21 protein-coding genes, 1 tRNA gene and 3 pseudogenes are annotated in these 25,095 nt (G+C 69.5%); 6 read left to right on the top strand and 19 right to left on the bottom strand.

Going from position 1 to position 25,095, the window contains the following annotated elements; all coding sequences use genetic code 11:
- Nucleotides 1-107: 107 nt before the first annotated feature.
- Complete coding sequence (gene nsdA, locus ACZ69Q_RS37805; RefSeq protein WP_471051269.1) at nt 108-1,601, bottom strand: transcriptional repressor NsdA; 1,494 nt, start codon at nt 1,599-1,601, stop codon at nt 108-110.
- Nucleotides 1,602-2,059: 458 nt separating this feature from the next.
- Between nsdA and ACZ69Q_RS37810 the strand changes: the two genes are divergently transcribed.
- Nucleotides 2,060-2,716, top strand: coding sequence for a bifunctional DNA primase/polymerase (locus ACZ69Q_RS37810; protein WP_471051271.1), 657 nt, complete (start codon nt 2,060-2,062; stop codon nt 2,714-2,716).
- Between the two features lie 85 nt (nt 2,717-2,801).
- Here ACZ69Q_RS37810 and ftsY read toward each other — a convergent pair whose 3' ends face one another.
- The gene (gene ftsY, locus ACZ69Q_RS37815; RefSeq protein ID WP_471051274.1) at nt 2,802-4,010 is read right to left on the bottom strand and encodes a signal recognition particle-docking protein FtsY; all 1,209 of its coding nucleotides are present in this window, start codon (nt 4,008-4,010) and stop codon (nt 2,802-2,804) included.
- Nucleotides 4,011-4,115: 105 nt separating this feature from the next.
- Here ftsY and ACZ69Q_RS37820 point away from each other — a divergent pair, with 105 nt between their 5' ends.
- Entirely contained in the window at nt 4,116-5,087 is a 972-nt protein-coding gene (locus ACZ69Q_RS37820; RefSeq protein WP_471051277.1) for an LLM class flavin-dependent oxidoreductase, read from the top strand.
- A gap of 118 nt (nt 5,088-5,205) precedes the next feature.
- On the opposite strand, the gene ACZ69Q_RS37825 is transcribed toward ACZ69Q_RS37820, so the two are convergent.
- The 4 genes from ACZ69Q_RS37825 to ACZ69Q_RS37840 form a co-directional block, all read right to left on the bottom strand.
- Nucleotides 5,206-6,621: a sugar porter family MFS transporter gene (locus tag ACZ69Q_RS37825; RefSeq protein ID WP_471051279.1), complete on the bottom strand. Its 1,416-nt coding sequence runs from the start codon at nt 6,619-6,621 to the stop codon at nt 5,206-5,208.
- Nucleotides 6,622-6,916: 295 nt separating this feature from the next.
- Entirely contained in the window at nt 6,917-10,546 is a 3,630-nt protein-coding gene (gene smc / locus ACZ69Q_RS37830) for a chromosome segregation protein SMC (protein ID WP_471051282.1), read from the bottom strand.
- Nucleotides 10,547-10,799: 253 nt separating this feature from the next.
- Nucleotides 10,800-11,003: a hypothetical protein gene (locus ACZ69Q_RS37835; protein ID WP_030048901.1), complete on the bottom strand. Its 204-nt coding sequence runs from the start codon at nt 11,001-11,003 to the stop codon at nt 10,800-10,802.
- A gap of 381 nt (nt 11,004-11,384) precedes the next feature.
- A complete protein-coding gene (locus ACZ69Q_RS37840; protein WP_393510093.1) occupies nt 11,385-11,666 on the bottom strand; it encodes an acylphosphatase in 282 nt (93 codons plus the stop codon).
- A 152-nt stretch (nt 11,667-11,818) separates the two neighbouring features.
- Here ACZ69Q_RS37840 and ACZ69Q_RS37845 point away from each other — a divergent pair, with 152 nt between their 5' ends.
- Entirely contained in the window at nt 11,819-12,973 is a 1,155-nt protein-coding gene (locus ACZ69Q_RS37845) for a CAP domain-containing protein (RefSeq protein WP_471051285.1), read from the top strand.
- 20 nt (nt 12,974-12,993) lie between these two features.
- On the opposite strand, the pseudogene ACZ69Q_RS37850 reads toward ACZ69Q_RS37845, so the two are convergent.
- A pseudogene (locus ACZ69Q_RS37850) lies at nt 12,994-13,731 on the bottom strand (tyrosine-type recombinase/integrase); the annotation flags it as partial.
- 144 nt (nt 13,732-13,875) lie between these two features.
- On the opposite strand from ACZ69Q_RS37850, the pseudogene ACZ69Q_RS37855 reads away from it, so the two are divergent.
- A pseudogene (locus ACZ69Q_RS37855) lies at nt 13,876-14,154 on the top strand (transposase); the annotation flags it as partial.
- A gap of 61 nt (nt 14,155-14,215) precedes the next feature.
- Nucleotides 14,216-14,494, top strand: a complete 279-nt coding sequence (locus tag ACZ69Q_RS37860; protein WP_471051288.1) for a hypothetical protein — start codon at nt 14,216-14,218, stop codon at nt 14,492-14,494.
- 115 nt (nt 14,495-14,609) lie between these two features.
- On the opposite strand, the gene ACZ69Q_RS37865 is transcribed toward ACZ69Q_RS37860, so the two are convergent.
- From ACZ69Q_RS37865 to ACZ69Q_RS37880, 4 genes and pseudogenes are all read right to left on the bottom strand, one after another.
- Complete coding sequence (locus ACZ69Q_RS37865) at nt 14,610-15,008, bottom strand: squamosa promoter-binding protein 15 (protein WP_471051291.1); 399 nt, start codon at nt 15,006-15,008, stop codon at nt 14,610-14,612.
- Nucleotides 15,009-15,293: 285 nt separating this feature from the next.
- A tRNA-Ser gene (locus tag ACZ69Q_RS37870) sits at nt 15,294-15,384 on the bottom strand.
- Between the two features lie 869 nt (nt 15,385-16,253).
- Nucleotides 16,254-16,391 (bottom strand): annotated as a pseudogene (locus ACZ69Q_RS37875) (DUF7144 family membrane protein); the annotation flags it as partial.
- 230 nt (nt 16,392-16,621) lie between these two features.
- Nucleotides 16,622-17,212, bottom strand: coding sequence for a flavodoxin family protein (locus ACZ69Q_RS37880; RefSeq protein ID WP_471051294.1), 591 nt, complete (start codon nt 17,210-17,212; stop codon nt 16,622-16,624).
- 107 nt (nt 17,213-17,319) lie between these two features.
- Between ACZ69Q_RS37880 and ACZ69Q_RS37885 the strand changes: the two genes are divergently transcribed.
- Nucleotides 17,320-17,721, top strand: coding sequence for a winged helix-turn-helix transcriptional regulator (locus ACZ69Q_RS37885; RefSeq protein WP_471051297.1), 402 nt, complete (start codon nt 17,320-17,322; stop codon nt 17,719-17,721).
- On the opposite strand, the gene mutM is transcribed toward ACZ69Q_RS37885, so the two are convergent.
- From mutM to recG, 8 genes are all read right to left on the bottom strand, one after another.
- A complete protein-coding gene (mutM, locus tag ACZ69Q_RS37890; protein WP_471051299.1) occupies nt 17,694-18,554 on the bottom strand; it encodes a bifunctional DNA-formamidopyrimidine glycosylase/DNA-(apurinic or apyrimidinic site) lyase in 861 nt (286 codons plus the stop codon). The genes ACZ69Q_RS37885 and mutM overlap by 28 nt on opposite strands.
- Nucleotides 18,555-18,637: 83 nt before the next feature.
- Nucleotides 18,638-19,426 carry a ribonuclease III gene (gene rnc, locus ACZ69Q_RS37895; protein WP_471051493.1) on the bottom strand — a complete coding sequence of 263 codons (789 nt, stop codon included), beginning with the start codon at nt 19,424-19,426 and terminating at the stop codon, nt 18,638-18,640.
- Between the two features lie 19 nt (nt 19,427-19,445).
- On the bottom strand, nt 19,446-19,619 hold the full coding sequence (rpmF, locus tag ACZ69Q_RS37900) for a 50S ribosomal protein L32 (RefSeq protein ID WP_003951102.1): 174 nt from the start codon (nt 19,617-19,619) through the stop codon (nt 19,446-19,448).
- A gap of 2 nt (nt 19,620-19,621) precedes the next feature.
- Entirely contained in the window at nt 19,622-20,263 is a 642-nt protein-coding gene (locus ACZ69Q_RS37905) for a YceD family protein (protein ID WP_471051302.1), read from the bottom strand.
- A 139-nt stretch (nt 20,264-20,402) separates the two neighbouring features.
- Complete coding sequence (locus ACZ69Q_RS37910) at nt 20,403-21,461, bottom strand: cell division initiation protein (protein WP_471051305.1); 1,059 nt, start codon at nt 21,459-21,461, stop codon at nt 20,403-20,405.
- A 60-nt stretch (nt 21,462-21,521) separates the two neighbouring features.
- Complete coding sequence (gene coaD, locus ACZ69Q_RS37915) at nt 21,522-22,001, bottom strand: pantetheine-phosphate adenylyltransferase (protein ID WP_471051496.1); 480 nt, start codon at nt 21,999-22,001, stop codon at nt 21,522-21,524.
- A gap of 26 nt (nt 22,002-22,027) precedes the next feature.
- On the bottom strand, nt 22,028-22,615 hold the full coding sequence (rsmD, locus tag ACZ69Q_RS37920; protein ID WP_471051307.1) for a 16S rRNA (guanine(966)-N(2))-methyltransferase RsmD: 588 nt from the start codon (nt 22,613-22,615) through the stop codon (nt 22,028-22,030).
- Between the two features lie 107 nt (nt 22,616-22,722).
- Complete coding sequence (recG, locus tag ACZ69Q_RS37925; protein WP_471051309.1) at nt 22,723-24,930, bottom strand: ATP-dependent DNA helicase RecG; 2,208 nt, start codon at nt 24,928-24,930, stop codon at nt 22,723-22,725.
- Nucleotides 24,931-25,095 lie beyond the last annotated feature (165 nt).

Consider the following 25,095-nt stretch of genomic DNA (forward strand, 5'->3'; position numbering starts at 1 on the left):
CCGCGGTCGGCCTTCCGATGACCTGGCATGGGGGAGCCGAGTCGGGCAGTTCGGGAGGGCCGGCCGCGGCCGGGGTTCTGGGGGTTCCCAGGGGTTGCCCCCCGGGTTCAGACCGCCTCGGCGGTCTCCGGGAGCTCGACGGCGAGCTTGTCGGTGAGGTCCACGACCTCGGCGAGATCACCGAAATCGCGTACGGCCGTGTCGACCGTCTTTCGAATACGAGTGTTGACGCGTTCGGAGCGCACCTTCTTGGCGACCGCCATGGCCTGCTCGGCGTAGACCGCGCTCTGCTCGGGTTCGCGCCGAAGCAGATGGACCGTGGCCACACCGATGAGGTTCAGCGCGTAGGACCGCTGGTGCTCGCCGTCCTTCGCGAACAGCTCCACGGCCTGCTGCATCAGCGGCTCGGCCAGCGAGGCGTACGTCGGGCTGCGGCCGGCGACATAGGCGAGGTCGCGGAAGGAGTGGGAGTTCTCGCCGTACAGCTCGGCCTCGGAGAAGAAGCGGATCCAGTCCGGGTCCGGCTCGTCCCACTCGTCGGACTCGGCGAAGGTGTCCTCGGCCATCCGGACCGCCCGCTTGCACTTGCCGGGCTGGCCCATGTTGGCGTACGCGCGGGCCTCCATCGCATACAGCATCGACTGGGTGCGCGGGCTCGCGCAGTCCCGGCTGCCGTACTGCGCGAGGTGGATCAGCTCAAGGGCGTCGTCGGGCCGGCCGAGGTGGATCATCTGGCGGCTCATGCTGGACAGCACGTACGAGCCGAGCGGCCGGTCACCGGCCTCCTTGGCGGCGTGCAGCGCGAGGACGAAGTACTTCTGCGCGGTGGGCTGGAGTCCGACGTCGTACGACATCCAGCCGGCCAGCTCGGCGAGCTCGGCGGCGACCTTGAACAGCTTGCGGGTGGTGGCCTCGGGCTGGGGCTCCTGCAGGAGGTCGGTCACCTCGTGAAGCTGGCCCACGACCGCCTTGCGGCGCAGGCCGCCGCCGCACTGGGCGTCCCATTGCCGGAACATCACGGTGGTGGACTCCAGCAGGTCCAGCTCGGGCTTGGACAGCCGGCCACGGGCGCGTGTGGACGGGACGGTGCGGGGCTCGTGGTACGGGGCGGGCGGCACGGGGACCAGCCAGCGCTGCATCGGTTCGATGAGCGCCGGGCCCGCGGACAGGGCCAGCGAGCTCCCGAGGAAGCCGCGCCGCGCCAGCATCAGGTCGCTGCGCGAGAACTCGCTGAGCAGGGCCACCGTCTGCGGGCCCGTCCAGGGCAGGTCGACGCCGGACACGGAGGGTGACTGACGGGCGGCGCGCAGGCCGAGGTCCTCGACGGAGACGACGCAGCCGAACCGCTCGGAGAACAGCTCGGACAGGATCCTGGGGATCGGCTCGCGGGGGTTCTCGCCGTCCAGCCAGCGGCGTACGCGGGAGGTGTCGGTGGAGATGTGGTTGGCGCCCAACTGGCGGGCCCGGCGGTTCACTTGGCGGGCGAGTTCGCCCTTCGACCAGCCGCTGCGCACGAACCAGGACGTGAGGAGCTCGTTCGGGCGCTTGTCAGCATGCGATGCGCCACCGGCACTCGTACCGCCTTCGCTGTTGCCGCTCACTGGAACGCCCCCATCCCTTGGACCACTTGTCACCGAGTGCGCCAAGCCCTATCAGAATGCCGGTAAATACGGTCGGCCGTCCGGCGGTTCTCACCCTTCGAACGGAAAGCCGCCTTGCCCCCGGCATACCCACGAGCGCATGTGCCCCGAAGCTCCGTGCACACACGGTAATCCTACGATCACTGGTCCAGCCATGGCGATCCCAGAATCGCCACCATTCGCCACCCCTTCGAATGAACTCACGGTCGCCTCCACGCGATTCACTTGACATAGGACGGCTGGAAGTGGGCGTAGCGAAGCACTGAGGGGCGCGTGTCGCCCAGCCCGCAACCCGGGGCACTTCGAAGCGCCGCGTGGACCGAGCGGCGCGAAACGGGTATCCGGCCACCGAGGAACACACAGGGTCACGTTCCGCATTCGCGTCGTAACCACCGGCGCGCTGGACCGTTGGAGGGGGCATGGGCTTCACGATCGGCGGCATCCGAGAGATGCGATCCGGCTCGCGGCGACGCGGCCGCGCCTCGGAGTGCACCGCCGTCGCCGAGTTCACCGGCCTGTGGGGCTGGGACGCGGCGCCCGGCGCGCGCGCCGCCGCGGGCGCCTGCTCGTGCGGCCGTTCCGACTGCGACGCGCCCGGCGCACACCCCCTGGACTTCGCGCCCCAGGTCCCGGCCGGGGCCACGCTCGACGAGGTCACCAAGGCGTGGTCGGAGTTCCCGGGCGCCGCGGTGATGCTGCCGGTCGGGCGGGCGTTCGACGTCATCGAGGTGGCCGAGCCCGCCGGACGCCGCGCGCTGACCCGGCTCGAACGGATGGGCCTGCCCCTCGGCCCGGTCACCGCCACCCCCGACGGCCGCGCCCACTTCTTCGTCGCCCCCGGCGCCGCCGCCGAGCTCCCCGAGATCCTCTACCGCATGGGCTGGGACGACCCGACCCACCTGGATCTGCGCGGCCTCGGCCCCGGTGAGCACATCACGGCCCCGCCGTCCGACCGGGGCGGACTGGGTCCGGTGCGCTGGCTGCGGCCGCCGGCGCTGGACACCGCGACGAAACCGCCGGCGGCCCGGCTGCTGCTGGGCACGCTGGCGTACGTGGCACACAGGTCACGGGCCTAGGCGTACACAGCAAAGCGCCCGTCTCCCAACTGCACCTTGGGAGGCGGGCGCTTCTTGCACCACATACCGAAGTCGGTGGCTGGTGTCACTCTCCGATAAGGGCGTCAACGAACGCCTCCGGCTCGAACGGAGCCAGATCGTCGGCGCCCTCCCCCAGCCCGATCAGCTTCACGGGCACACCCAGCTCACGCTGCACCGCGACGACGATGCCGCCCTTGGCGGTGCCGTCCAGCTTGGTCAGCACGATGCCGGTGATGTCGACGACCTCGGCGAAGACACGGGCCTGCACCAGGCCGTTCTGCCCGGTGGTGGCGTCCAGCACGAGCAGCACCTCGTCCAGCGGCGCGTGCTTCTCGACGACGCGCTTGACCTTGCCGAGCTCGTCCATGAGCCCGGTCTTGGTGTGCAGGCGCCCGGCGGTGTCGATGAGGACGACGTCGGAGCCCATCTCCTTGCCCTCCTTCACCGCGTCGAAGGCGACGGAGGCGGGGTCGCCGCCCTCCGGACCGCGCACGGTGTAGGCGCCGACGCGCTCGCCCCAGGTCTGGAGCTGGTCGGCGGCGGCGGCACGGAAGGTGTCGGCGGCGCCCAGGACCACGCTGCGGCCGTCGGCCACGAGGACGCGGGCGAGCTTGCCGGTGGTGGTGGTCTTGCCGGTGCCGTTGACGCCGACGACCATCACGATGCCGGGCTTGCTGGCCTCGGGCTCGGTCTTGACCACGCGGTCCATGTCGGTGCCGACCAGCTTGAGGAGTTCCTCGCGCAGCAGGCCGCGCAGCTCCTCGGGGGTGCGGGTGCCGAGGACCTTCACGCGCTCGCGCAGGCCCTCGACCAGTTCCTGGGTGGGGGCCACGCCGACGTCGGCGGTGAGCAGGGTGTCCTCGATCTCCTCCCAGGTGTCCTCGTCGAGGTGCTCGCGCGACAGGAGCGTGAGCAGCCCCTTGCCGAGGGCGGTCTGCGAGCGGGAGAGCCGGGCGCGCAGCCGGATCAGGCGGCCGGCGGTGGGCTCCGGGACCTCGATCTCGGTCGGCGGGAGCTCTTCGACGACGGGCGGTTCCTCGACGGCGACCCCGGTCGATCCGTCGGGAAGATCCACCTCCTCTATGGTCCGGCGCGGTTCGTCGCGCGGTGTCTCGGCCTCGTCGCCGACGTGCGGCTCGGCCGGAGGGGCGGTGATGTCGGGGGCGGCGGGCGGCGGCGGGGGCAGCTTCTTGCGTCGGCTGCCGACGATGAGCCCGCCGAGCGCGCCGAGCACGACCACGGCGATGACTACAGCAAGGATGACGATGTCCATAACCCGTCCAGTATCAGCCATGGAACCCGGCGACACCCCTCTGGATGTCTGACACACCGTCAGCTAACGTCCGCCTTCATACCCGCCCGGTGAAGGGGGACCCCCATGCCCGTCACGGTCGTACGCTTCAACCTCGTCGAGCCCGACGCGACCCCCGCCTCACTCGCCGCCCGCTACCGGGCGGCCCTGGAGATGGCCGCGTACGCCGACGAGCACGGCATCACCACGGTGCAGACGGAGGAGCATCACGGCGCAGAGAACAACTGGCTGCCGTCGCCGTTCGGCTTCGCGGCGGCCGTCTTCGGCGCGACGCGGCGCCTCGCGGTCACCGTCTCGGCGATCATCGGCCCGCTGCACGACCCACTGCGGCTCGCCGAGGAGATCGCGGTCCTGGACCTGCTGAGCGGCGGGCGGCTGGTCACGGTCGCCGGGATCGGGTACCGGCCCGAGGAGTACGCCCTGTTCGACGTCGAGTGGAAGCGGCGCGGCAGGCTCCAGGACGAGCTGCTTCAGACGCTGCTGAAGGCGTGGACCGGCGAGCCCTTCGAGTACCGCGGCCGTACGGTACGGATCACCCCGCGCCCGTTCACCGACCCGCACCCGCTGCTCCTGGTCGGCGGCTCCTCGAAGGCCGCCGCCCGCCGGGCCGCCCGCCTCGGTCTGCCGTTCTTCCCCAGCGCGCACCTGCCGGAGCTGGAGGCGTACTACAAGGAGCGGCTGGTGGAGTACGGCACCGAGGGGTGGACGATGATGCCGGCCGCCGAGACGCCTCTGCTGCACATCGCCGAGGACCCCGACCGGACCTGGGCCGAGCACGGCCGGCACTTCCTGCACGAGGCCCGCACCTACGCCTCCTGGCAGTCCGGTGAGATCCGCTCGGCGGTGAAGTCGGGGGCCACGACGGTGGCGGAGCTGCGCGCCGAGGGCGTGTACCGGATCGTGACGCCCGAGGAGTGTGTGGCGCTGGGGTTCGACAACTACGTGCTGCACCCCCTGTCGGGCGGGATGCCCGTGGAGGAGGGGTGGCGGAGTCTGCGGCTGTTCTGCGAGCGGGTGCTGCCCGCGCTGGACGCCTGACCCGCCGTACACGACACCGCCGCCCCGGCTCGGGCAGTGGCCGAGCCGGGGCGGCGGCGGGTTACGGGGGGAGGGGCAGCGGGGACTTGGCCCTTCCCCCCGGGTCCGGGTGGGCGGTTCAGCCCATCTCCTCCAGCTTCTTGCCCTTGGTCTCGGGCACGAACTTGAGGATGAACGGGATGGAGAGGAAGGCGAACACCGCGTACATGACGTAGGTGAGCGACAGGTTCCAGTCCGCCAGGTCCGGGAAGGTGATCGTGATCAGCCAGTTGGCGACCCACTGGGCCGAGGCGGCCACACCAAGGGCGGCGGCGCGGATCTTGTTCGGGAAGACCTCGCCGAGCATGACCCAGACGACCACGCCCCAGGACAGGGCGAAGAAGAGGACGAAGGCGTTGGCGGCGATCAGCGCCACGTAGCCCTGCGCGGTCGGCAGCGGGTCGCTGCCGTGCTGGAAGGAGAAGGCCCAGGCGGCCGCCGCGAGCGAGATGCCCATGCCGACGGAGCCGATGAGCGCGAGCGGCTTGCGGCCGAGCCGGTCGACGAAGATCATCGCGATCACGGTGCCGATGATGTTGATGATCGAGGTCTCGAACGAGTAGAAGAACGAGCTCGACGGGTCGACGCCCACGGACTGCCACAGCAGGTTCGAGTAGTAGAAGATGACGTTGATGCCGACGAGCTGCTGGAAGACGGAGAGGCCGATACCGATCCACACGATCGGCAGCAGTCCGAACCGGCCGCCCAGCAGGTCCTTGAACGTGGACTTGTGGTCGCTCTTCATGGCCTGCTCGATCTCGCTGACCCGGCCGTCCAGGTCCACGCCGCCCTCGACGTCGGCGAGCACCTTCTTCGCGTCGGCGATACGGCCGACGCTGATCAGGTAGCGCGGGGACTCGGGGATGGCGAAGGACAACAGCCCGTAGATCACGGCGGGCACGAGCATCACGCCGAGCATCCACTGCCAGGCCTCGATGCCCGCGATGGTTCCGCGCTCCTCGCCGTCGGCCATGTTCAGCAGGGCCCAGTTGACCAACTGGGAGATGGCGATGCCGATGACGATGGCGGCCTGCTGGAACGAGGCGAGCCTGCCCCGGTAGGCGGGCGGGGCGACCTCGGCGATGTAGGCCGGGCCGATGACCGAGGCCATGCCGATGGCGATACCGCCGAGGACACGCCAGGCGGCGAGGTCCCACGCGGCGAACGGCAGACCGGAACCGACGGCACTCACAGCGAACAGCACCGCAGCGATCTGCATGACGCGGATCCGGCCGATGCGGTCGGCTATGCGGCCGGCGATCGCGGCGCCGAGGGCGCTGCCGAGCAGGGCGCTGGCGGCGACGGTACCGGTGACGCCCGAGCTGAGGTCGAACCGGTCCTGGATGCCGCCGTTGGCTCCGTTGATGACGGAGCTGTCGTAACCGAACAGGAAGCCGCCCATGGCGGCCGCCGCGGTGATGAAGACGACGTGCCCGAGATGCTCGGGGTGAGCCGTCCTGGCTCCGGATGTGGGTGCCTGCGCTGTGCTGGTCACGTGTACTCCTCGGGCACCGGCAACGCTGCCGGGTGGGGGTCAGCCGTTTCAGGCAGTGATACCTGAAGTTAAAAGCAACGTTGGAGACCTTATGCCTTCAAGTTCCGAAGTCAATAGGGAGACTGCTGTGACTTTGGAGACGCATCCGGGTGACGTGTGTTCACTTCTTGAAGCGAAGGTGAAGGAGTGAAGGTTCCGGCTGAGCGGTTCGGTGACCTGTCGAGCCCGGCAGCCCGGCGGCCCGGCAGCCCGCCGGCCCGGCTACCCGGCTACCCGGCTACCCGGCTGCCCGGCTTCAGCGAAGCTTCTGGCTGATGACCTTCGAGACGCCGTCGCCCTGCATGGAGACGCCGTACAGCGCGTCGGCGACCTCCATCGTGCGCTTCTGGTGCGTGATCACGATGAGCTGCGAGGCTTCCTGGAGCTCCTGCATGATGCGGATCAGCCGCTGGAGGTTGGTGTCGTCGAGGGCGGCCTCGACCTCGTCCATGACGTAGAACGGGCTCGGCCGGGCCTTGAAGATCGACACGAGCATCGCAACGGCGGTGAGTGAACGCTCACCACCCGAGAGCAGCGACAGCCGCTTGACCTTCTTGCCGGGCGGGCGCGCCTCCACATCGACACCCGTGGTGAGCATGTTGTCGGGGTCGGTCAGGATCAACCGCCCCTCGCCGCCCGGGAACAGCCGGCTGAAGACGCCCTCGAACTCCCGGGCCGTGTCCCAGTACGCCTCGGTGAAGACCTGCTCGACGCGTTCGTCGACCTCCTTGACGACCTGGAGCAGATCGGCGCGGGTCTTCTTCAGGTCCTCGAGCTGCTCGCTGAGGAACTTGTGCCGTTCCTCCAGCGCCGCGAACTCCTCCAGGGCGAGCGGGTTGACCTTGCCGAGCTGCTGGTAGGCGCGTTCCGCCGCCTTGAGCCGCTTCTCCTGCTCGGCCCGCGCGAACGGCTTGGGCTGGTTGCGGGGGTGCTCGGGGTCCTCGGGGAGCTGCTCGCCCTCGGCGGCCAAGGAGGGCGGTACGAGCTGGTGGGGGCCGTACTCGGAGACGAGCCCGGCGGGTTCCACGCCCAGCTCCTCCAGCGCCTTGGTCTCGAGCTGCTCGATCCGCATGCGCTTCTCGGCGCCGAGGACCTCGCCGCGGTGGACGGAGTCGGTCAGCTTGTCGAGTTCGCCCTTGAGGTCGCGGCCGGCGTTCCGTGCGGCGGTCAGCTCCTGTTCCCGCAGGGCCTTGGCGGCCTCGGCCGCGCCGCGCTCCTCCTCGGCGCGGGCGAGGGACACCTCGACGTGCGCCAGCAACTGCCGCGCGCCGGAGGCGACGGCTTCCGCGACTGCGGCCTCGTGGCGCAGCCGTGCCCGCCGCTGCTCGGCACGCGCGCGTGCCTCGCGTTCGGCGCGGGCGGCCCGGTCCAGGGAGTCGGCCCGTCCGGCCAGCCCCTTGACCCGCTCCTCATGCGTACGGGCCTGGAGGCGGGCCTCCATCTCGGTCTGCCGGGCGTTGGCGCCGTCGGCGGCGAGCCGGTCGCGTACCGAGGTGTCGGGCTCCTCATCGACCGGCATCTCCTCGGCCACGGCGAGCCGCTCGGCCAGCTCCTCGACCTCCGTCAGCGCCTTGTCGAGGGCTTCCTGCGCCCGCGCGGCGGCGGCGACGGACCGCTCGGCCTCGCCCGCGGCACCGCGCGCCTGCCCGGCGAGCCGGCCGAGCTGCTGCGCGACGGACGACTTCTCCCGGTCGGCCGCCCTGCGCCGCTCCCCCAACTCCTCGACGAGCGCGGCGCACTCCTTGCGCCGCTCAGTGGCGGCGTGCTGCGCCTCGGTGAGTTCCTCGCAGCGGACGGCCAGTTCTTCCAGTTCGGCGGCGGCCTCGTCCACGGAGGCCTGTACTTCGAGAAGGCTGGGGGCGCCGGCGGAACCGCCGTGGGCGAAGTGGGCGCCGAGGAGGTCGCCTTCGGCGGTTACGGCGGTGAGATCGGGGTGGGCGTAGACGAGGTCTTCGGCCTCTTCGAGGGTGCCCACGACGACGATGCCCTGCAGGAGGCGGCGGATGGCGGGCATGAGGTCGGCTGGGGCGCGGACGAGATCGGCCGCGAAGCGCTCCGCGGGTTGTGCCGCGACCGGAGGTGCCACGTCCTGTCGTCCGGCGTCCGCGGGTTGGTTGTGGCTGGGCGCGCAGTTCCCCGCGCCCCTTTGGGGCGCGGGCTCTTCCGGCGTTCCCGACAGCAGCAGTGCCGCCCGTCCGCCGTCCTGCTTGCGGAGCAGCTTGATGGCCTCCGCCGCGGCCGACGGCGAGGTCACCGCGATGGCGTCCGCCGCAACGCCGAAGGCCGCGGCCAGGGCGACCTCGTGGCCGGGGGTCACCGTCAGCATCTCCGCCGCCGGGCCGAGCAGGCCGGTCAGGCGGTCGCGGGCGCCCAGGAGTATCCCGGTGCCGTCCTTGCGGCGCAGTCCCATGGCCAGCGCCTCGTGCCGGGCCTGCGTCGCGGCACGCCTGCGTTCCGCCGCGGTGGACGCCTCGCGGGCCGCCGTCAGAGCGGCCTCCGCCTCCGCGAGCTGCGCCTTCGCCGTGTCGTGCCGCTCGGCGAGTTCCGCGTCGCCGGCGTCCAGGCCGTCGACCTCGGCCTTGAGCTCCTCGTACTCCTCCTGGGCGGCGACGGCCCGCTCCTGGGCCTCGTCCCGGGCGGCGGCAAGGCGGTCGATCTCGGACTGGGCGGCGGCGGCACGCGAACGGGCCGCGTTGACCTGGCCGTTCAGCCGGGCGAGGCCCTCGCGGCGGTCGGCGATGGCGCGGGCGACGTCCTTGAGCCGGCGTTCTTCGAGGCCGAGCTCACGCTCCAGTTCGGCGCGGTGGGCGACCGTGTCCTCCAGGGCCCGCTCGGCCGCTTCGAGGGCGGCCTCCAGCTCGGCCTCCTGCTCGCGGATGCGGGCGGCCTCGCGCTCCATGTCCTCGGGGTCGCGGCCCCGCCGCTCCTCCGGCGGCGCGGACGTCGCGCTCTTCACGCGCGCGTCGGCCAGCGAGATCGTGCCGCGCACCCGCTCGGCGAGCTGGGACAGCTCGTACCAGGTCTGCTGGGCCCGCTGGAGGCGCGGGGTGAGCCGGCGGACCTCGCCCTCCAGGGTGGCCTCGCGCTGGAGCGCCTTCTTCAGCTCCTGCTCGGCGGCCTCCTTGCGCTCCTTCAGCGCGGCCTCGTCGGCGACCTCGGCCTGGAGCGCCTCCCGCAGTCGTACGAGATCGTCGGCGAGGAGGCGGAGCCGGGCGTCGCGCAGATCCGCCTGGATGACGGCGGCCCTGCGCGCGACCGCCGCCTGCCGGCCCAGTGGCTTGAGCTGACGGCGCAGTTCGTCGGTGAGGTCCTGCACGCGTGCGAGGTTGGCCTGCATCGCGTCCAGCTTGCGCAGTGCCTTCTCCTTGCGCTTGCGGTGCTTGAGGACGCCGGCCGCCTCTTCGATGAAGGCGCGGCGGCCCATGGGGTCCGCATGCAGTACGGAGTCGAGCTGGCCCTGGCCGACGATGACGTGCATCTCGCGGCCGATGCCGGAGTCGGAGAGCAGTTCCTGGATGTCGAGGAGGCGACAGGTGTCACCGTTGATCTGGTACTCGCTGCCGCCGTTGCGGAACATGATCCGCGTGATGGTGACCTCGGAGTACTCGATGGGCAGTGCCCCGTCGGAGTTGTCGATGGTCAGCGACACCTCGGCGCGGCCCAGCGGCGGGCGGCCGGTGGTGCCGGCGAAGATGACGTCCTCCATCTTGCCGCCGCGCAGCGACTTGGCACCCTGCTCGCCCATGACCCAGCTAAGCGCGTCCACGACGTTGGACTTGCCCGAGCCGTTCGGACCGACGACACACGTGATGCCCGGCTCGAACCGGAGCGTGGTCGCCGATGCGAACGACTTGAACCCTCGGAGGGTCAGGGCCTTGAGGTGCACGCCGGTGGACTCTACCTTCCGGGGAAGTCTCGCTCCATGAACGCACGGTTTCACCGGTGAACGTGCAGGGCACACCAGACGTTAAAGAGGGTGAAAGGATGCGCGGGGCATTAAGCCGGGGGCAAGAAAGAAGGGACGCCGAAGCGTCCCTTGCAACTTCTGACGGCCGGCGAACCGGTCGTCCGACAACTACTTAGCGGTTGGATATGTGCCGCCCGACCACTGCTTGTGCTGTTGTGGAGCGATGCAGTGATCAGGTGAGCGCAGGCTCCGCCTGGTGTGCGTCGATGCTCTCCATGATCCTGTCGTGAGAAGCGGCAGCCGTCAGCGCGTCGTTCTCGGCCTGGATCCGTCCGAGCTCGGATTCGAGGTCCTGGACACGCTGCTGGAGCCGTCGCATCTCGGCGAGGAGTCGAGGGTCGGAGCCGCCGACGTAACCGAGAAGCGCCTTTGCCATGATGGATGGTCCTCCACACTGAGTGACCGACCGATGCGGTGTGGGTCGTGAGGGATTCGCACCCGCGTTGCTTGGCAGGCCTGGAGTTGTGCTGCCGTTCAGCCACGCCAAACAGCTAGGGTGCGCGGGGCTTTCAGCGTCTCACCAAAAAGTTTGACGGTCAACACGATCACGCCCCGTATTGGCGGGAAAGCCCGGGGGCACGCGGCCGCAAGCGGCGACGCGGCGACTCCTGCGGGCCCCTAGGGGCGTGGCGATCATCCTTAAGTGCGGAGCCTGCCACCGCGCGCCGTTCTTGGCAACCACCTGCTCATTTCTGCACGGGGCAGTTGCCGGTGGCAGGTCCGTCCGCTTGCGCCTGGGTCGCTTTACAGAAACGGCTCAACGGATGGCGAAGCCGTCGTAACCCCCGCGAGGTGTGTCCCAGATCTCGGTGACTCCGTCCACCCTCCCGGGCGTGTCGTTGCCCTGGAGCCAGTCGAGCAGCCCCTCGCAGCCGCCCCGGGAGCCCTCCGCGACGACTTGGACCCGGCCGTCGTCCAAATTGAGAGCAAAACCACTCAGGCCGCCGATCTCAAGGGCCTTCGCCCGCGTGAACCAGCGAAAACCCACACCTTGGACGCGTCCACGCACCCAGGCGACCAACCGCACATCCTCGCTCATGAGTGCAACCTAACGGGCCAATGTCTCTCGGGGCACTCCTTCCTCTGGCGCCATGGGGTACCGTCCCCACCCAATGAATCTCATATGAAACTCACTCGATCGTGTGAGTTCCGTGAGGACGTTGAGACCGCAGGGACGAGGAAGGCCAGGACATGGGACGCCACCGACGCTCCGCCGCCGGCCGCGCCGCCACGGGCCGCGCCACGGGGGTCACTAATACGGACGGCTCTTACACGCAGGGCCACGACCCGCTGGACTCGTACACCAGCGACCGCCCGGCCAGAGGCATCGCGCCCTATCTGAACCCGGAGGCGTACGCCGAGGCCTACGCGAGGAGCGACGCGTACCTCTTCGCCACCGACGAGGACTACGACCGGTTCACCGCCGCCACGACGTTCCCGGGCGACTCCGACGCGGACGCCGCCTTCCGGAGCGAGGGCTTCACGCCCGACTCCGGCACCAGGCGGCCAGGGGCCTCGCACCGACGCCGCAAGAAGAAGGCCGCGGCTCCGGTGAAGACCGGGCTGCTCGGCGTCTCCGCGGCGGTGGCCATCGGCACGGTCGCGGTGGCCGCGGGCGTGGTGCCCGGCATCGACAACTACCAGCTCGGCGGCGGCAACGGCACGGACCGGGTGCAGGCGGCCGACTCCCCGACCAACTCCCCCGCCGAGCAGGGCGGCACGTCCGGCAACGCCGACCGGGACGACAGCGGCGACGCGACGAGCCGTGACGTCGAGCGGCCCTCCTCGCCGGCTCCGTCGACCTCGTCGGCCGCGCCGACGAAGACCCCGTCGAAGAAGCCGTCGGCCACGCCCAGCGAGAAGCCGAAGCAGACGCCTTCGCGCAAGGCCACGAAGGCGCCCGAGAAGCAGGCGGAGAAGCCGCCGAAGTCCGACGAGCGGACCAGCGCTCCCGTGACGGTGTCCGCCGAGGCCGCCGCCGCGGCCGAGGTGCTCCGGCTCGTGAACGAGGAGCGCGCGCGGGTGGGCTGCAGCGCGGTCGCCGCCAACAGCTCGCTCGCCGATCTCGCCCAGAGGTTCAGCGAGGACATGGCCGACCGGGGCTTCTTCGACCACACCGACCCCACCGGGGCCTCCCCGTGGGACCGGGCCGCGAAGGCCGGCATAACCGACCTCGGCGGCGAGAACATTGCCCGCGGCCAGTCCGACGCGGCCGCCGTGATGGAAGCCTGGATGAACAGCCCCGGCCACAAGGCCAACATCCTGAACTGCGACTTCAAGACGCTCGGAGTCGGCGTGCACATCGGCGCCGGCGGCCCTTGGTGGACGCAGGACTTCGGCTACTGAGATAACCGAAGGTCAGAGACCTAAGACTGTCCCTGGGCCGTCCCCGGGCCATCTTCCGCAGGGTCAACGTCCTGAAAGACGCGGTCGCCAGCGGCCCGGGTTCGGGTCCCGCTGGACGGCATCAGGTGCGTGTACGTGCGCAGCGTGAAGCCGGGATCGTGGTGTCCCAGGTACTCGCTGAGAGCCTTGATGCTCTCCCCCGCGTCCAGGAGCACCGAGGCGTAGAAGTGCCTCAGCGCGTGCATGCCGTTGTCCCGCCCGGTCTCCACGCCCGCTGCCCGAAGCGCCGGCCGCCACACTCGATCGTTGAAGCGGTTCCGATCAAGGGCCAGGCCCATGGAGCCGGTGAAGATCAGCGATGCCGTCACCGGAGGACCGTCGAGCGTCTTCCACGGCAAGGTGACCTTCACTGCCGGGTGACGCTTCAGATGCGCAGCCAGCGCAAAGGCCACCGACTCAGGCAGAGGCTCGTCACGCTCCTTGCCACCCTTGGGTGGAGCGAACACCGCCCGATGACGTTGCAGCAGCTTGACCTGCCGGACTACGTGCATCACCCCACCGAGGAAGTCCACGTCCTCCACGGTCAGGCCGAAGACTTCCCCCTGTCGCAGGCCGCATCCGGCGACGACGTTCACCAGAGCTTGGTAGCTCTCCGGCAGAGCCGCACGCACTCCCATCACTCGCTCGGCGGGCCAAGGCTTGACCTTGCGAGGTTCGAGACGAGGAGCCTGCACAAAGTCGCTCCGTAAGTTGGTTGGCGGTCCGGAAGAGTGGGGTGTGGCTCTAAAGTCGCTTGCCCCCGGTGGCTCCGGTGGAGTGGCCGCCCCGCTCTTTGGGACGCCCTGGCCGCTGATTGAGATCTGCGCCTTGATCGCTATTTACGGAGCTGACGGCGGGTGTTCCTCGGGCCCGTTCCACGCGACTCCGGACGCCACACCGGCGACCTCCACCGCCCCAAGCGCTACAGCCGACGCCTCCGCCGCGTCTTCTACCTCTCCGCCCAGACCAGCATCATCCGCGAAGGCCCCAACCGCGACTACTACGTGAAGAAGCGAGCCGAGGGCTGCAAGCACGTCCAAGCCGTCATCGCCCTCGCCCGCCGACGTGTCGACGTCCTATGGGCGCTCTTGCGTGACGGCAGACTCTTCACTCTCCATCCACCCGTCGCTCAAGCCGCTTGAACAGGCCGCGCACCCCGCCTACCTGGCTATAGCCTGCGGCCAAACCAGGAAGGTGGGTCCAGTGGGCTTCGACGCAGAACGAACAGCACGCATCGCTGCCATGCAGGAAACCGCCCGGCCCGTCTGGGAGGCCACCGGCGACACGGACGCACTCCAACAGTTCCTCAAGGACAACGGGTGCCACGGAGTGGAAGCCGTATTCGTGACCATGGGCCTGCTGAACTGCGATCTTGCCGAAGCCCAACGAGCCTTCTTCACCGCCCCATGCCGGGACGCCGAGCGCCGCTTCCACAACCGCGCCATGGACCTGCTCGAAGAGGCCGCCGACACCGACGCCTGACAGCACCAGCGGCCCATCAGAGGCCCTTGACTCGACCATTAAGACTCCGCCGACCTCATGCCGCCCACAACAGGCCGGATCCGCCCTCAGTAGTTGGGGCTCCGGCGGACTCGTGTTAGGCCAGGTAGAAGCCCGCATCCTCTTCAGACGGCTCCAATGGCGCGAACTGCCTCAGTTCGCCGCCCCGGATCATCCATAGACGGAAGAACGACTCCTCCTGATCCATGACGAAGAGTTGCACGACGTTGGGCTCCCGCCACGGCACCTCGGCGACCCGTTGCCTGAGAGCATCCAGATCGCAGTGGTTGAGAGCGCCCGCCCACACCCTGCATTCGGGCCACTTCCAGCCACCCCACCCGGGATCCTGGTCTGTGATCAGGTTCAAGTGGCCAACACCGAAAGCGTCCGGCTGCTGGCGGTACGGGGCCTCCTCACTCAGCCAGTCGCTCAGGGCTTCGACGTTTACTTGATCGGCGCGATCGGCCGAGATCATCACATTGGTAACCCAACTCATGACGCTCGTTGTACCTCACCTCCAATCAACCGAGCGAGCGCCTTTCGACCGACTGCAATACAGCAGCGAAGTACAGCAACCCCAGCAACCGGCAGCGACCCTCATGACACCCCCGGCAGCCTGTATGGCCGCCAGTGACCGATCTCTACAGAGCTACGGATCAGACGATGTCCGTGCCCCATCCGTGCCCGATCAGGCGGGGACCTGCGGGGAATAGTGGACTCGCGGACATCGGGCAGCACAACGGCCCCCGACCAGCTCACCTGGTCAGGGGCCGTTCACCTGCGGTGGGTGTGGGATTTGAACCCACGGTGACTCGCGCCACGACGGTTTTCAAGATCGTCGGCGGGCTTGCCAGGGCCATTGAGACTCCACCGACTTCGGAGCACGTCTTGCGCGGGGCGCCGCATGCCACATGCGTGCCATGACGGGCGGGGACTCACGGTGAACCACGGGTCCCACCAGGCAGGGCAGCCGGCGATCAGCAAGGCCGCAACATCCCAGGTCACGCGGATGACCGCCCAACCTCGCTCCTAAAGCGGTGCGCGGCGACATCAGAGGTAGCGATCCACCGTATGCCAGCACGCCGGCCGCGCTGTCGCCATGACCCTCCGCCCAGCCGACCGGGGCGAGGGAACGCCCACCACGCTTGTAGGCAATCGGACCGGACACACGCCGAGGGCCTGACCACCGTGGTCAGGCCCTCCGTGCGGTACAGCAGCGACCTGTCAGTGCTTGAGGGAGCCTTTGGACCGTTCTTTCGCGCCGCGCATCATGCCCCGTGCTTCGAGAGCGGCGCCTTTTGCTTCGAGGGTTCCTTTGTGCACAGCGTGGGCCGCCTTCCGCACAGTCTTTCCGACCACCTGTTCGGCCTTCGCCTTGGCCCGTTCTCCGGCACTCGTCTCAGCACCTCCGCGGAGTGTCACTGGCCGTGTGCCCTTGAAGCCGGCGGCAAAACCAGTCTGGGGGATGTGCCGATCGTGGACGGCCGAGTGCACCCCCGCTCGGGCCGTCTCTGGGCCGTGCGGGGGTGCTCAACGACGACCAACGCTGACAACCACCGACGGCTAAGTCGCAGGTCGCAGCGTTGACCAAATGCACGGCCGCAGGTCAGAGATCCGGCCCGTGACTTCTTCGGCTACTGAGACAACCGCAGGTCAGAGACCTAGAAGCCCTTCTGATCCACGGCGGCCCTGCTCCGGGTCCGGACAGCCGCCGTCAGGCCATCCGGTCGTCGTGAGCCGGACGTGTCGCGAGGAACAGGTCGTCCTCAGCGATGGCGGCGACTCCCTCGAAGATCGCCATCGCACCGCCGAAGATCATCAGTGCCGCGTCGAAGAGGGTGGTACCGGACGTGGGCCCATGCCAGGGGCGCGGGCCCAAGTTGGCTTCACCCGGCCACGTCGGCCTCCTTGGGTCGCAGAGCCATCCGGTCAGCCGAACCTGATGGATGGACTGACTCGATCCCTGATCTCAGCCTGGCACGACGGCACTCCGTCGGCATTCGGACGCCGTGGCGGTGAGGCGGGTGCGTCACCACGCACGCCTACGACGAGGGGCTCCCACCCGGTGAAGACCGGATGGGAGCCCCTCGTGTGTGGGTGGCTGTGTGCCTACGCGGCGGCCGCGGCGCGGCCGAGGGCGAACGTCTTCGCGGTCTCGGTCACCCGGCGGCCGAGGTGCTCGGCGGTCGCCACGTCGGCCTTGTGGACGGCCTCCGGACCCTGGTCGACATTGGTCTGGGCGGCGGCACCGCTGAAGAAGCCGAGGCGGTTGATGTCGTTCTCGGAGCCGGCGCTGTTGTTCCAGCCGGGGAGCAGGCCGAGGTTGACCCAGTGCATCCCGAGCTGGGCGGCCAGGATCTGGAAGAACTGCAAGGTGTGCAGCTTGTCGCCGCTCTTGGAGGCGGAGTTGGTGAAGCCGGCGGCCAGCTTGTCCTTCCATGCCTGCTCGGCCCAGCGCTTGGAGGTGGCCTCGGCGAAGACGTGGAAGGCGCCGGACGCGGTGCCCATGTAGGTCGGCGAGCCGAACACGATGGCGTCGGAGGCGTCGAGGATCGTCCACTGCTCCTCGGTGATCTCGTCGACCTTGATCAGGTGCACCTCGGCACCGGCCTCGACGGCACCGGCGCGGACGGCCTCTGCGATGACGGCGGTGTGGCCGAAACCGGAGTGGTAGGCGATGGAGACAACGGGGGTGGTCACGTAGGCACTCCTGAAATAGGCAGCTCACTGGCGATGACCAAAGGAAAGCACTAACTTCTGGTTAGTGCAACCTGCCAGTTAGCGCTGCGTTCGAGTACGCTTCAGTCATGGACACCACGCAGGAGCGCACGGAGGCGCAGGACCTCCCGTACAACGTGTTCGCCAAGGCGTGCCCCTCGCGCGGCACGCTGGAGCACGTCACGGGCCGCTGGGGCGGACTCACTCTGGGCGCCCTGTACGAGGGCTCGCTGCGTTTCAACGAGCTGCGCCGTCGGGTCGACGGCGTCAGCGAGAAGATGCTGTCCCAGACACTGCACGCCCTGGAGCGGGACGGCCTGGTGCACCGCGACGCCCAGCCGACCAATCCGCCGCGGGTCGACTACGAGCTGACGCCGCTGGGGCGCGGGATCGCCGAGCGGCTGCTGAGCCTCATCCACTTCGTGGAGGGGCAGATGGACGACGTGCTCGAAGCACGCCGGCACTACGACGAGACGCGCGGCGCCCTCTGACACTTCGGGCAGAAGTAGCTGGACCGGTTCATCCAGGGCCGCCTGCGCATCGGCGTACCGCACCGCTTGCAGGGCAGCCCTTCACGGCCGTACGCGTCGAGTGAGCGGTCGAAGTAGCCCGACTCGCCGTTGACGTTGACATACAGGCTGTCGAAGCTCGTGCCGCCGACCGAGAGGGCGGCGCTCATCACGTCCCTTACGTGGCCCAGGAGTTCGAGGCTGCGCGGGCGGGTGAAGGTGCCGGTCGGGCGCTCGTAGTGCAGTCGGGCGCGCCAAAGGGCCTCGTCCGCGTAGATGTTGCCGACGCCGCTGATCAACGACTGGTCGAGCAGGGCCCGTTTGATGGTGGTGCGCTTGCGGCGCAGGGCCTGGTGGAAGGCCTCGTCGTCGAAGAGCGGATCGAGTGGGTCGCGGGCGATGTGCGCGATGACGTCGGGCAGGCCGTCGGGGGTGTTGTCGTGCAACGACAGTCCGCCGAAGGTGCGTTGGTCGACGAAGCGCAGCTCGGTGTCGAGCGCGTCCGCGAAACGCACCCGGATCCTGAGGTGCTTCTCGTCGGGCGCGGTGTGCGGCTGGACCAGGAGCTGGCCGCTCATGCCGAGGTGGGCGAGGACCGACTGGGTGGTGTCCTCCAGGGGCAGCCACAGGTACTTGCCGCGGCGGCTGGGGACTCCGATCCGGTGGCCCTTGAGGCGGTGCGCGAAGTCGTCCGCGCCGGCGATGTGCCGGCGTACGGCACGCGGGTGCAGAACCTCGGCGTCGGCGACCGTGCGGTGGGCGACCCACCGCTCCAGGCCGCGCCGTACGACCTCGACCTCGGGCAACTCGGGCATGGGATCCCCCGTACACACCTTGCGGGTATGGGCCGAGCGCCCGCCCCATTGGCCGGGACGGGCGCTCGGATCGCGCTGTTCGGTCAGGCGGAGGCCGACGACGCGTCCGCGTCGGGCTCGGCGGCGTTCTCGGCCGCCTTCTTGGCACGCTCCTCCGCGGCGGCCTTGATGGCCCGCCACGCGGATTCAGCGGCCTGCTGCTCCGCCTCCTTCTTGCTGCGGCCGGTGCCGGTGCCGTACGAGACGCCTCCGACGCGGGCGGCAGCAGTGAAGGTCTTCTCGTGGTCGGGGCCGGTCTCCGTGACCAGGTACTCGGGCACACCGAGTCCTTCGGTCGCGGTGAGCTCCTGGAGACTGGTCTTCCAGTCCAGGCCGGCTCCGAGGTTCGAGGACTTCTCGATCAGGGGGTCGAACAGGCGGTGCACCAGCTCCGCCGCCGAGTCCAGGCCCTGGTCGAGATAGACCGCGCCGATCACCGCTTCCAGGGTGTCGGCGAGGATGGACGCCTTGTCCCGGCCGCCCGTGCCCTCTTCACCACGGCCGAGCCGGATGAAGGAGCCCAGGTCCAGCCCACGGCCGACCTCCGCCAGCGCACGCGAATTGACCACCGCGGCCCGCAGCTTGGCCAGTTGGCCTTCGGGCAGGTCGGGGTGGGTTCGGTACAGCGTGTCCGTGACCACGAGACCCAGCACGGAGTCCCCGAGGAACTCCAGGCGCTCGTTGGTCGGCAGACCGCCGTTCTCGTACGCGTAGGAACGGTGGGTCAGCGCACGCACCAGAAGGGCGGACTCGAGCTTGTACCCGAGCCGCCCTTCCAACAGCGTGTGGGACGAGGCTGTGTTGTCCGCAGCGTTCTTCTTAGGCGTGGACACAGTGCCTCTCACCAGCCGCTCAGACCTCGAGGACCTGGCGCTTGTTATAGGTGCCGCAAGACGGGCACGCGATGTGCTGCTGCTTGGGCTCGTGGCAGCGCTCGCACGCAACCAGGGTGGGGACCGCAGCCTTCCACTGCGACCGGCGGTGGCGCGTGTTGCTGCGCGACATCTTCCGCTTCGGAACAGCCACGGCTACTTCTCCTGCTTCTCGTCGACGCCCGGTTCGGCGCCGCTCATCTCGTCCTTCTCGCCGTCTTCGAGTGAACCGGCGAGTCCCTGCAGTGCCGCCCAACGGATGTCGACGGCGTCATGGTGGTGGTCCGGGTCGTCCGCGAGACGTGCTCCGCACTCGGCGCACAGTCCCGGGCAGTCTTCCTGGCACACCGGCTGCATCGGCAGTGCGAGCACCACCGCATCGCGCAGCACGGGTTCGAGGTCGAACATGCCGTCCTCGAGAAAGAGCCTGCCCTCGTCGTCCTCGGCGTCGTCGCCGGGTTCCGCGTGGTGAACGCGGCCCCGATCGTCGGCGTCAGGGTACGAGAACATCTCCTGGAATTCCGCTTCGACGTCGAGCTGAAGCGGCTCCAGACACCTTACGCACTCCCCCTCGGCCTGTGCACGGGCGGTGCCTGTGACAAGCACCCCTTCCATGACCGACTCGAGTCGGAGTTCGAGCTCCACCGGGGCGCCTTCCGGCACTCCGACGACCTTCTGGATACCGAGGTCCTTGGGGGCGTCGATCGTGCGGGTCAGGCGCTGCAGCGCACCGGGCCGCCGACCCAGCTCGTGCGTGTCGAACACGAGAGGGTTGCGGTGGTCGAGGCGGGCTGTCACGCCATTCCTGCTTTCGATCTGCTGAGCTCGAGGGGTCACTGCCCTCGGTGTTCCCGGGCAGCTTTGATCGCGGACGTACGCGCGACCGAAGAGCCAGGATACTGGACCTTTCGCTCACGGCCCAATCGGGTGCGTTCCCTTACTGACCGCGCCCCTGCTCGTACGCCCTGAGCTGCTCCGGAGTGATCATGCCGGTGTCGAAGAGGCTGGTCTCGTCGAGGGCGTACGACTGCTGGGCGGCCTGTTGGGGCTGCTGCTGGTCGTAGGCCGCCTGCTGGGCGTCGTAGCCCTGATAGGCATAGGGATCGGCCTGCTGGTAGCCGTACGGGTCCTGCTGGCCGCCGTAGCCCTGCTGGTAGCCGGCGTAGGCGTCCGCCTGCTGGTAGCCGTACGCCGGCTGCACGGGCTGCGGGTCGTACTGCGGCTGCGCCGGTACGGCCGGCGTCGGCTGTTCGGCCGGGGCCGCGGGGGCGTCCTGCTCCGCGAGCGCGGCGAGGTCGGCGAGGTAGTCGGCGTCGCTGGAGTGCTGGACGGTGCCGAGGTCGTCGGCGAGGGCGCCGAGGTCGTCGGTGGCGATCCGGCCGTGCAGCTTCTGCCGGCCGCGGCCGACGGCCTCCAGGGTCTTGGCGAGGACGGCCTCGAAGGCGCCGAGCTTGGCGTCGACGTACTGGTCGGCCGTGCGGCGCAGGGTCTCGGGGTCGTGGCTGCGCTCGGGGGCGTCCTCGTCCTCGTAGCCCTGCTCGTCGAGGCCGGGGCCGGTACCAAGGAGCTTCTCGCGGCCGCGGCCGACGGAGCCGAGGGTCTTGGTGAGGACGACTTCGAAGTTGGCGAGCTTGGAGTCGACGTAGTCGTCGGCCTCCGCGCGGACGTCCTCGGCCTCCTGGCGGGCCTCGGCGAGGATGCGGTCGCCCTCGACCTGGGAACGGCGGGCGACCTCGGTGTCGGAGATCAGCGAGCCGCGCTCGGCGTGCGCCTGCCCGATGATGCGCTCGGCCTCCTGGCGGGCCTGCTCGACCATCTGCTCACGGTCGCCGATCAGCTCCTGGGCCTGGGCGAGCGAGCCGGGCAGGGCCGCACGGACCTCTTCCAGCATGGAGAGCAGTTCGGCGCGGTTGACCACGCACGAGGCCGACATCGGCATCGACCGGGCACCTGAGACCGCCGCGACGATCTCGTCGAGCTTGTTCTGTACGTCCACCGTGTGCTCGCCACTCTCTACAGCTTGATGGAGACGGACGGGACGACTGTAGCCGCCCGTTCAGCCTTGGCGCAGACGCTTGTTGAGGGCCTCCACCACCAGCGGCGGCACCAGGTGGGACACGTCGCCGCCCCACGTGGCGACCTCCTTCACCAGCGAGGAGGAGAGGAAGCTGTAGGTGGGGTTGGTCGGCACGAAGAGCGTCTCCACGCCGGACAGGCCGTTGTTCATCTGCGCCATCTGCAACTCGTAGTCGAAGTCGCTGACCGCGCGCAGGCCCTTGACGATGGCCGGGATGTCGCGTTCCTTGCAGAAGTCGACGAGGAGGCCGTGGAAGGCCTCGACCCGGACGTTCTCGAACTCCGCGGTGACCTGCTGGATCAGGTCGATCCGCTCCTCGATCTCGAACAGCCCCCGCTTGGACTTGTTGATCATGACTGCGACGTAGACCTCGTCGTACAGCCTGGAGGCGCGGGAAATGATGTCGAGATGTCCGTTGGTGATCGGGTCGAACGACCCGGGACATACGGCGCGGCGCACTTGTGATCCCTCGCTCTCCGGTCCGGTCATCGTGCGTCTTCGCACGTAGAGGCGGCGCGACCGTACCAAAACGTTCCCTCGCCGTAACGACGGGCCCGGATCGCTTCGAATCCGTCGGGCCACCGGAATTCCCCGCCTCTGGTGCTGCGCTCCACGGTGACCAGCGCCTCGGGCGCGAGCCAGCCCTCCGCGCGGAGTGTGAGGAGAATCTCCCGAAGATCGTCGTCCGTGACCGCGTACGGCGGGTCGAGGAAGACGATGTCGTACGGCTCGGCCGGCGCCGGGGTCTGGATGATCTGTTCGGCTTTGCCCGACCTCACCTCGGCGCCGGGCAGGCCGAGATTCCTGACGTTCTCGCGGATGATGCGGGCCGCTCTCGCGTCGGCCTCGACGAGGAGGGTGTGGCCGGCGCCGCGGGACAGGGCCTCCAGGCCGACGGCGCCCGAACCCGCGTACAGGTCGAGGACCCTCTCCCCCTCCAGGGGGCCGCCGAGGAGGGACTGCCAGGTGGAGAAGAGACCCTCGCGTGCGCGGTCTGATGTTGGCCTGGTGCCCGTGCCGGGCGGCACGGCTAGACGACGTCCGCCGGCTGCGCCGGCGATCACGCGGGTCATCTGGGGTCCTTGGTTGTGGGCGGCTTTTAGTTTCAGTGTGGCTGGTCGCGCCCCCAAGGCGGTAGCCGCATGGTCCATACAGCCCCCCGCCCCTGGGTCGGCATCCCTCACCCCTTTTCCAGGAACTGTTCCCTTTCCTCGTCCAAGAGGGCGTCCAGTGCTGTGCGCAGACCGGGGAGATGCTCCAGCTCCGGATCCGCCGCCACCAGCGTCACCGCCTCCTCCCGCGCCTCCGCGATGATCTCCTCGTCCTCGATGACCGCCAGCATCCGCAGGCTGGTGCGGGCCCCGGACTGGGCCTGGCCGAGGACATCGCCCTCGCGGCGCTGTTCGAGGTCGATGCGGGAGAGCTCGAAGCCGTCGAGGGTGGCGGCGACGGCGTTGAGACGCTGGCGGGCCGCGCTGGCCTCCGGCATCTCGGTGACGAGGAGGCAGAGGCCCGCCGCCGAGCCACGGCCGACGCGGCCACGGAGCTGGTGGAGCTGGGAGACACCGAAGCGGTCGGCGTCCATGATCACCATCGCGGTGGCGTTGGGGACGTTCACACCGACCTCGATGACCGTCGTGGCGACCAGTACGTCCGTCTCGCCGGCGGCGAAGCGGCGCATGACGGCGTCCTTGTCGTCGGGGTGCATACGGCCGTGCAGGACCTCGACCTTCAGGCCCTGGAGGGGACCCTTGGCGAGGTGGTCCGCCACGTCGAGGACGGCGAGCGGAGGGCGCTTCTCCGCCTCGTCCTCGGGGGACTTCTTCTTGCCCGCCTTCTTCGGGTCGTCCTCCTCGTCCCCGATGCGGGGGCAGACGACGTACGCCTGATGGCCGTTGCCGGCTTCCTCGCGCACCCGCTCCCAGGTGCGGGCCAGGAAGTGGGGCTTGTCGGCGGCCGGGACGACATGGGAGGCGATGGGCGAGCGGCCGGCCGGGAGCTGGTCGAGGACGGAGGTCTCCAGATCACCGAAGACCGTCATCGCAACCGTGCGCGGAATAGGCGTCGCCGTCATGACGAGCAGATGGGGCGGCTGCTTGCCCTTGCCGCGCAGGGCGTCGCGCTGCTCCACGCCGAACCGGTGCTGTTCGTCGACCACGACCAGGCCGAGGTCGTGGAACTGCACCTTGTCCTCGATCAGCGCGTGCGTGCCGATGACGATCCCGGCCTCGCCGGTGACCAGGTCCAGCAGCGCCTGACGCCGGGCGGCCGCGCCCATGGAACCGGTCAGCAGCACCACCTTGGTGGCCTGCTCGGACCCGCCCAGCATCCCGCCCTCGGCCAGTTCACCCATCATCTCGACGATCGACCGGTGATGCTGCTGGGCCAGCACCTCGGTGGGCGCGAGCATGGCGGCCTGCCCACCCGCGTCGACGACGGCGAGCATGGCGCGCAGCGCCACCATCGTCTTGCCCGATCCGACCTCCCCCTGGAGCAGCCGGTGCATCGGATGCTCGGTCGCCAGGTCGTCGAAGATCTCCTTCGAGACCTTCTGCTGGCCCTCGGTGAGGGTGAAGGGGAGGCGGGCGTCGAAGGCGGTCAGGAGGCCGTCGGGGCTGGGGCGGCGGGCGACCGCGGGGAGTTGGGCGTCGGCGTGGCGGCGGCGGGCGAGGGCGACCTGGAGGACGAAGGCCTCGTCCCACTTGAGGCGGGAGCGGGCGTCCTCGATGTCCGCCTTGGTGTGCGGGCGGTGGATCTTGAGGAGGGCCTCGGGGAGGGGGACCATGCCGCGGTCCTCGCGGAGAGCGGGCGGGAGCGGGTCGACCGCCTCCTGCGCGCTGGGCAGGACCGTCTGGACGGCCTTTCCGATCTTCCAGGACTCCAGTTTGCCGGTGGCCGGGTAGATCGGGATCAGGGCGCCGGCCCAGGTCTCGACGGTCTCGTCCGAGTCGCCGCGCAGCAATTCGTAGGCCGGGTGTGCCAGTTGGAGGCGGCGGTTGAAGACGGAGACCTTGCCCGCGAACATCGCGCGGGTGCCCGGCAGGAGCTCCTTGTGGGGCTTGTGAACGCCGGCCCCGAAGAAGACCAGTTGGAGGCGGCCGCTGCCGTCGGTGATCGTGACTTCGAGGCGCTGTCCCTTGCCCCGGGGGGCCTTGCTGGAGGCGAAGGTGTGCAGGCGGGCGTCGGCGACCATCGCGACCACGGTGACGTGCTCGTCCATGGGGAGGTCGGCGAGGTGGGTGAGCTGGCCGCGCTCCTCGTATCTGCGCGGATAGTGGTGCAGCAGGTCGCCCACGGTGTGCAGGCCGAGATGCTCGGCCATCACCTTCGCGGTGGGAGGGCCGAGCACTTTCTTCAGTGGTTCTTCCAGTGCGGGCACGAGATCCATTCCACACCACGGCACTGACAAAGCCGTAGAGGCCGCTGCGGCCGTCCCGGTAAACGTCCCGGAAACCCCTGGTCAGGCGGCTCGTTTCGGCTCTAGGATGGCGCGCTCCGGCCATCCTTTCGCGGTCACCGCCTCACCGGGACCGCCCGACCCCGCGCCGTCTCC

It is taken from the genome of Streptomyces sp. NPDC036764 (genome assembly GCF_055609385.1).

Bases quoted from the DNA above. Each gene is read 5' to 3' on its own strand.
- ACZ69Q_RS37835 (WP_030048901.1), bottom strand. From the start codon at position 11,003: ATGGCAAAGGCGCTTCTCGGTTACGTCGGCGGCTCCGACCCTCGACTC.
- mutM (WP_471051299.1), bottom strand. From the start codon at position 18,554: ATGCCCGAGTTGCCCGAGGTCGAGGTCGTACGGCGCGGCCTGGAGCGG.
- ACZ69Q_RS37810 (WP_471051271.1), top strand. From the start codon at position 2,060: ATGGGCTTCACGATCGGCGGCATCCGAGAGATGCGATCCGGCTCGCGG.
- ACZ69Q_RS37845 (WP_471051285.1), top strand. From the start codon at position 11,819: ATGGGACGCCACCGACGCTCCGCCGCCGGCCGCGCCGCCACGGGCCGC.
- rsmD (WP_471051307.1), bottom strand. From the start codon at position 22,615: ATGACCCGCGTGATCGCCGGCGCAGCCGGCGGACGTCGTCTAGCCGTG.
- ACZ69Q_RS37865 (WP_471051291.1), bottom strand. From the start codon at position 15,008: ATGAGTTGGGTTACCAATGTGATGATCTCGGCCGATCGCGCCGATCAA.
- recG (WP_471051309.1), bottom strand. From the start codon at position 24,930: ATGGATCTCGTGCCCGCACTGGAAGAACCACTGAAGAAAGTGCTCGGC.
- ftsY (WP_471051274.1), bottom strand. From the start codon at position 4,010: ATGGACATCGTCATCCTTGCTGTAGTCATCGCCGTGGTCGTGCTCGGC.
- ACZ69Q_RS37840 (WP_393510093.1), bottom strand. From the start codon at position 11,666: ATGAGCGAGGATGTGCGGTTGGTCGCCTGGGTGCGTGGACGCGTCCAA.
- ACZ69Q_RS37820 (WP_471051277.1), top strand. From the start codon at position 4,116: ATGCCCGTCACGGTCGTACGCTTCAACCTCGTCGAGCCCGACGCGACC.
- ACZ69Q_RS37885 (WP_471051297.1), top strand. From the start codon at position 17,320: ATGGACACCACGCAGGAGCGCACGGAGGCGCAGGACCTCCCGTACAAC.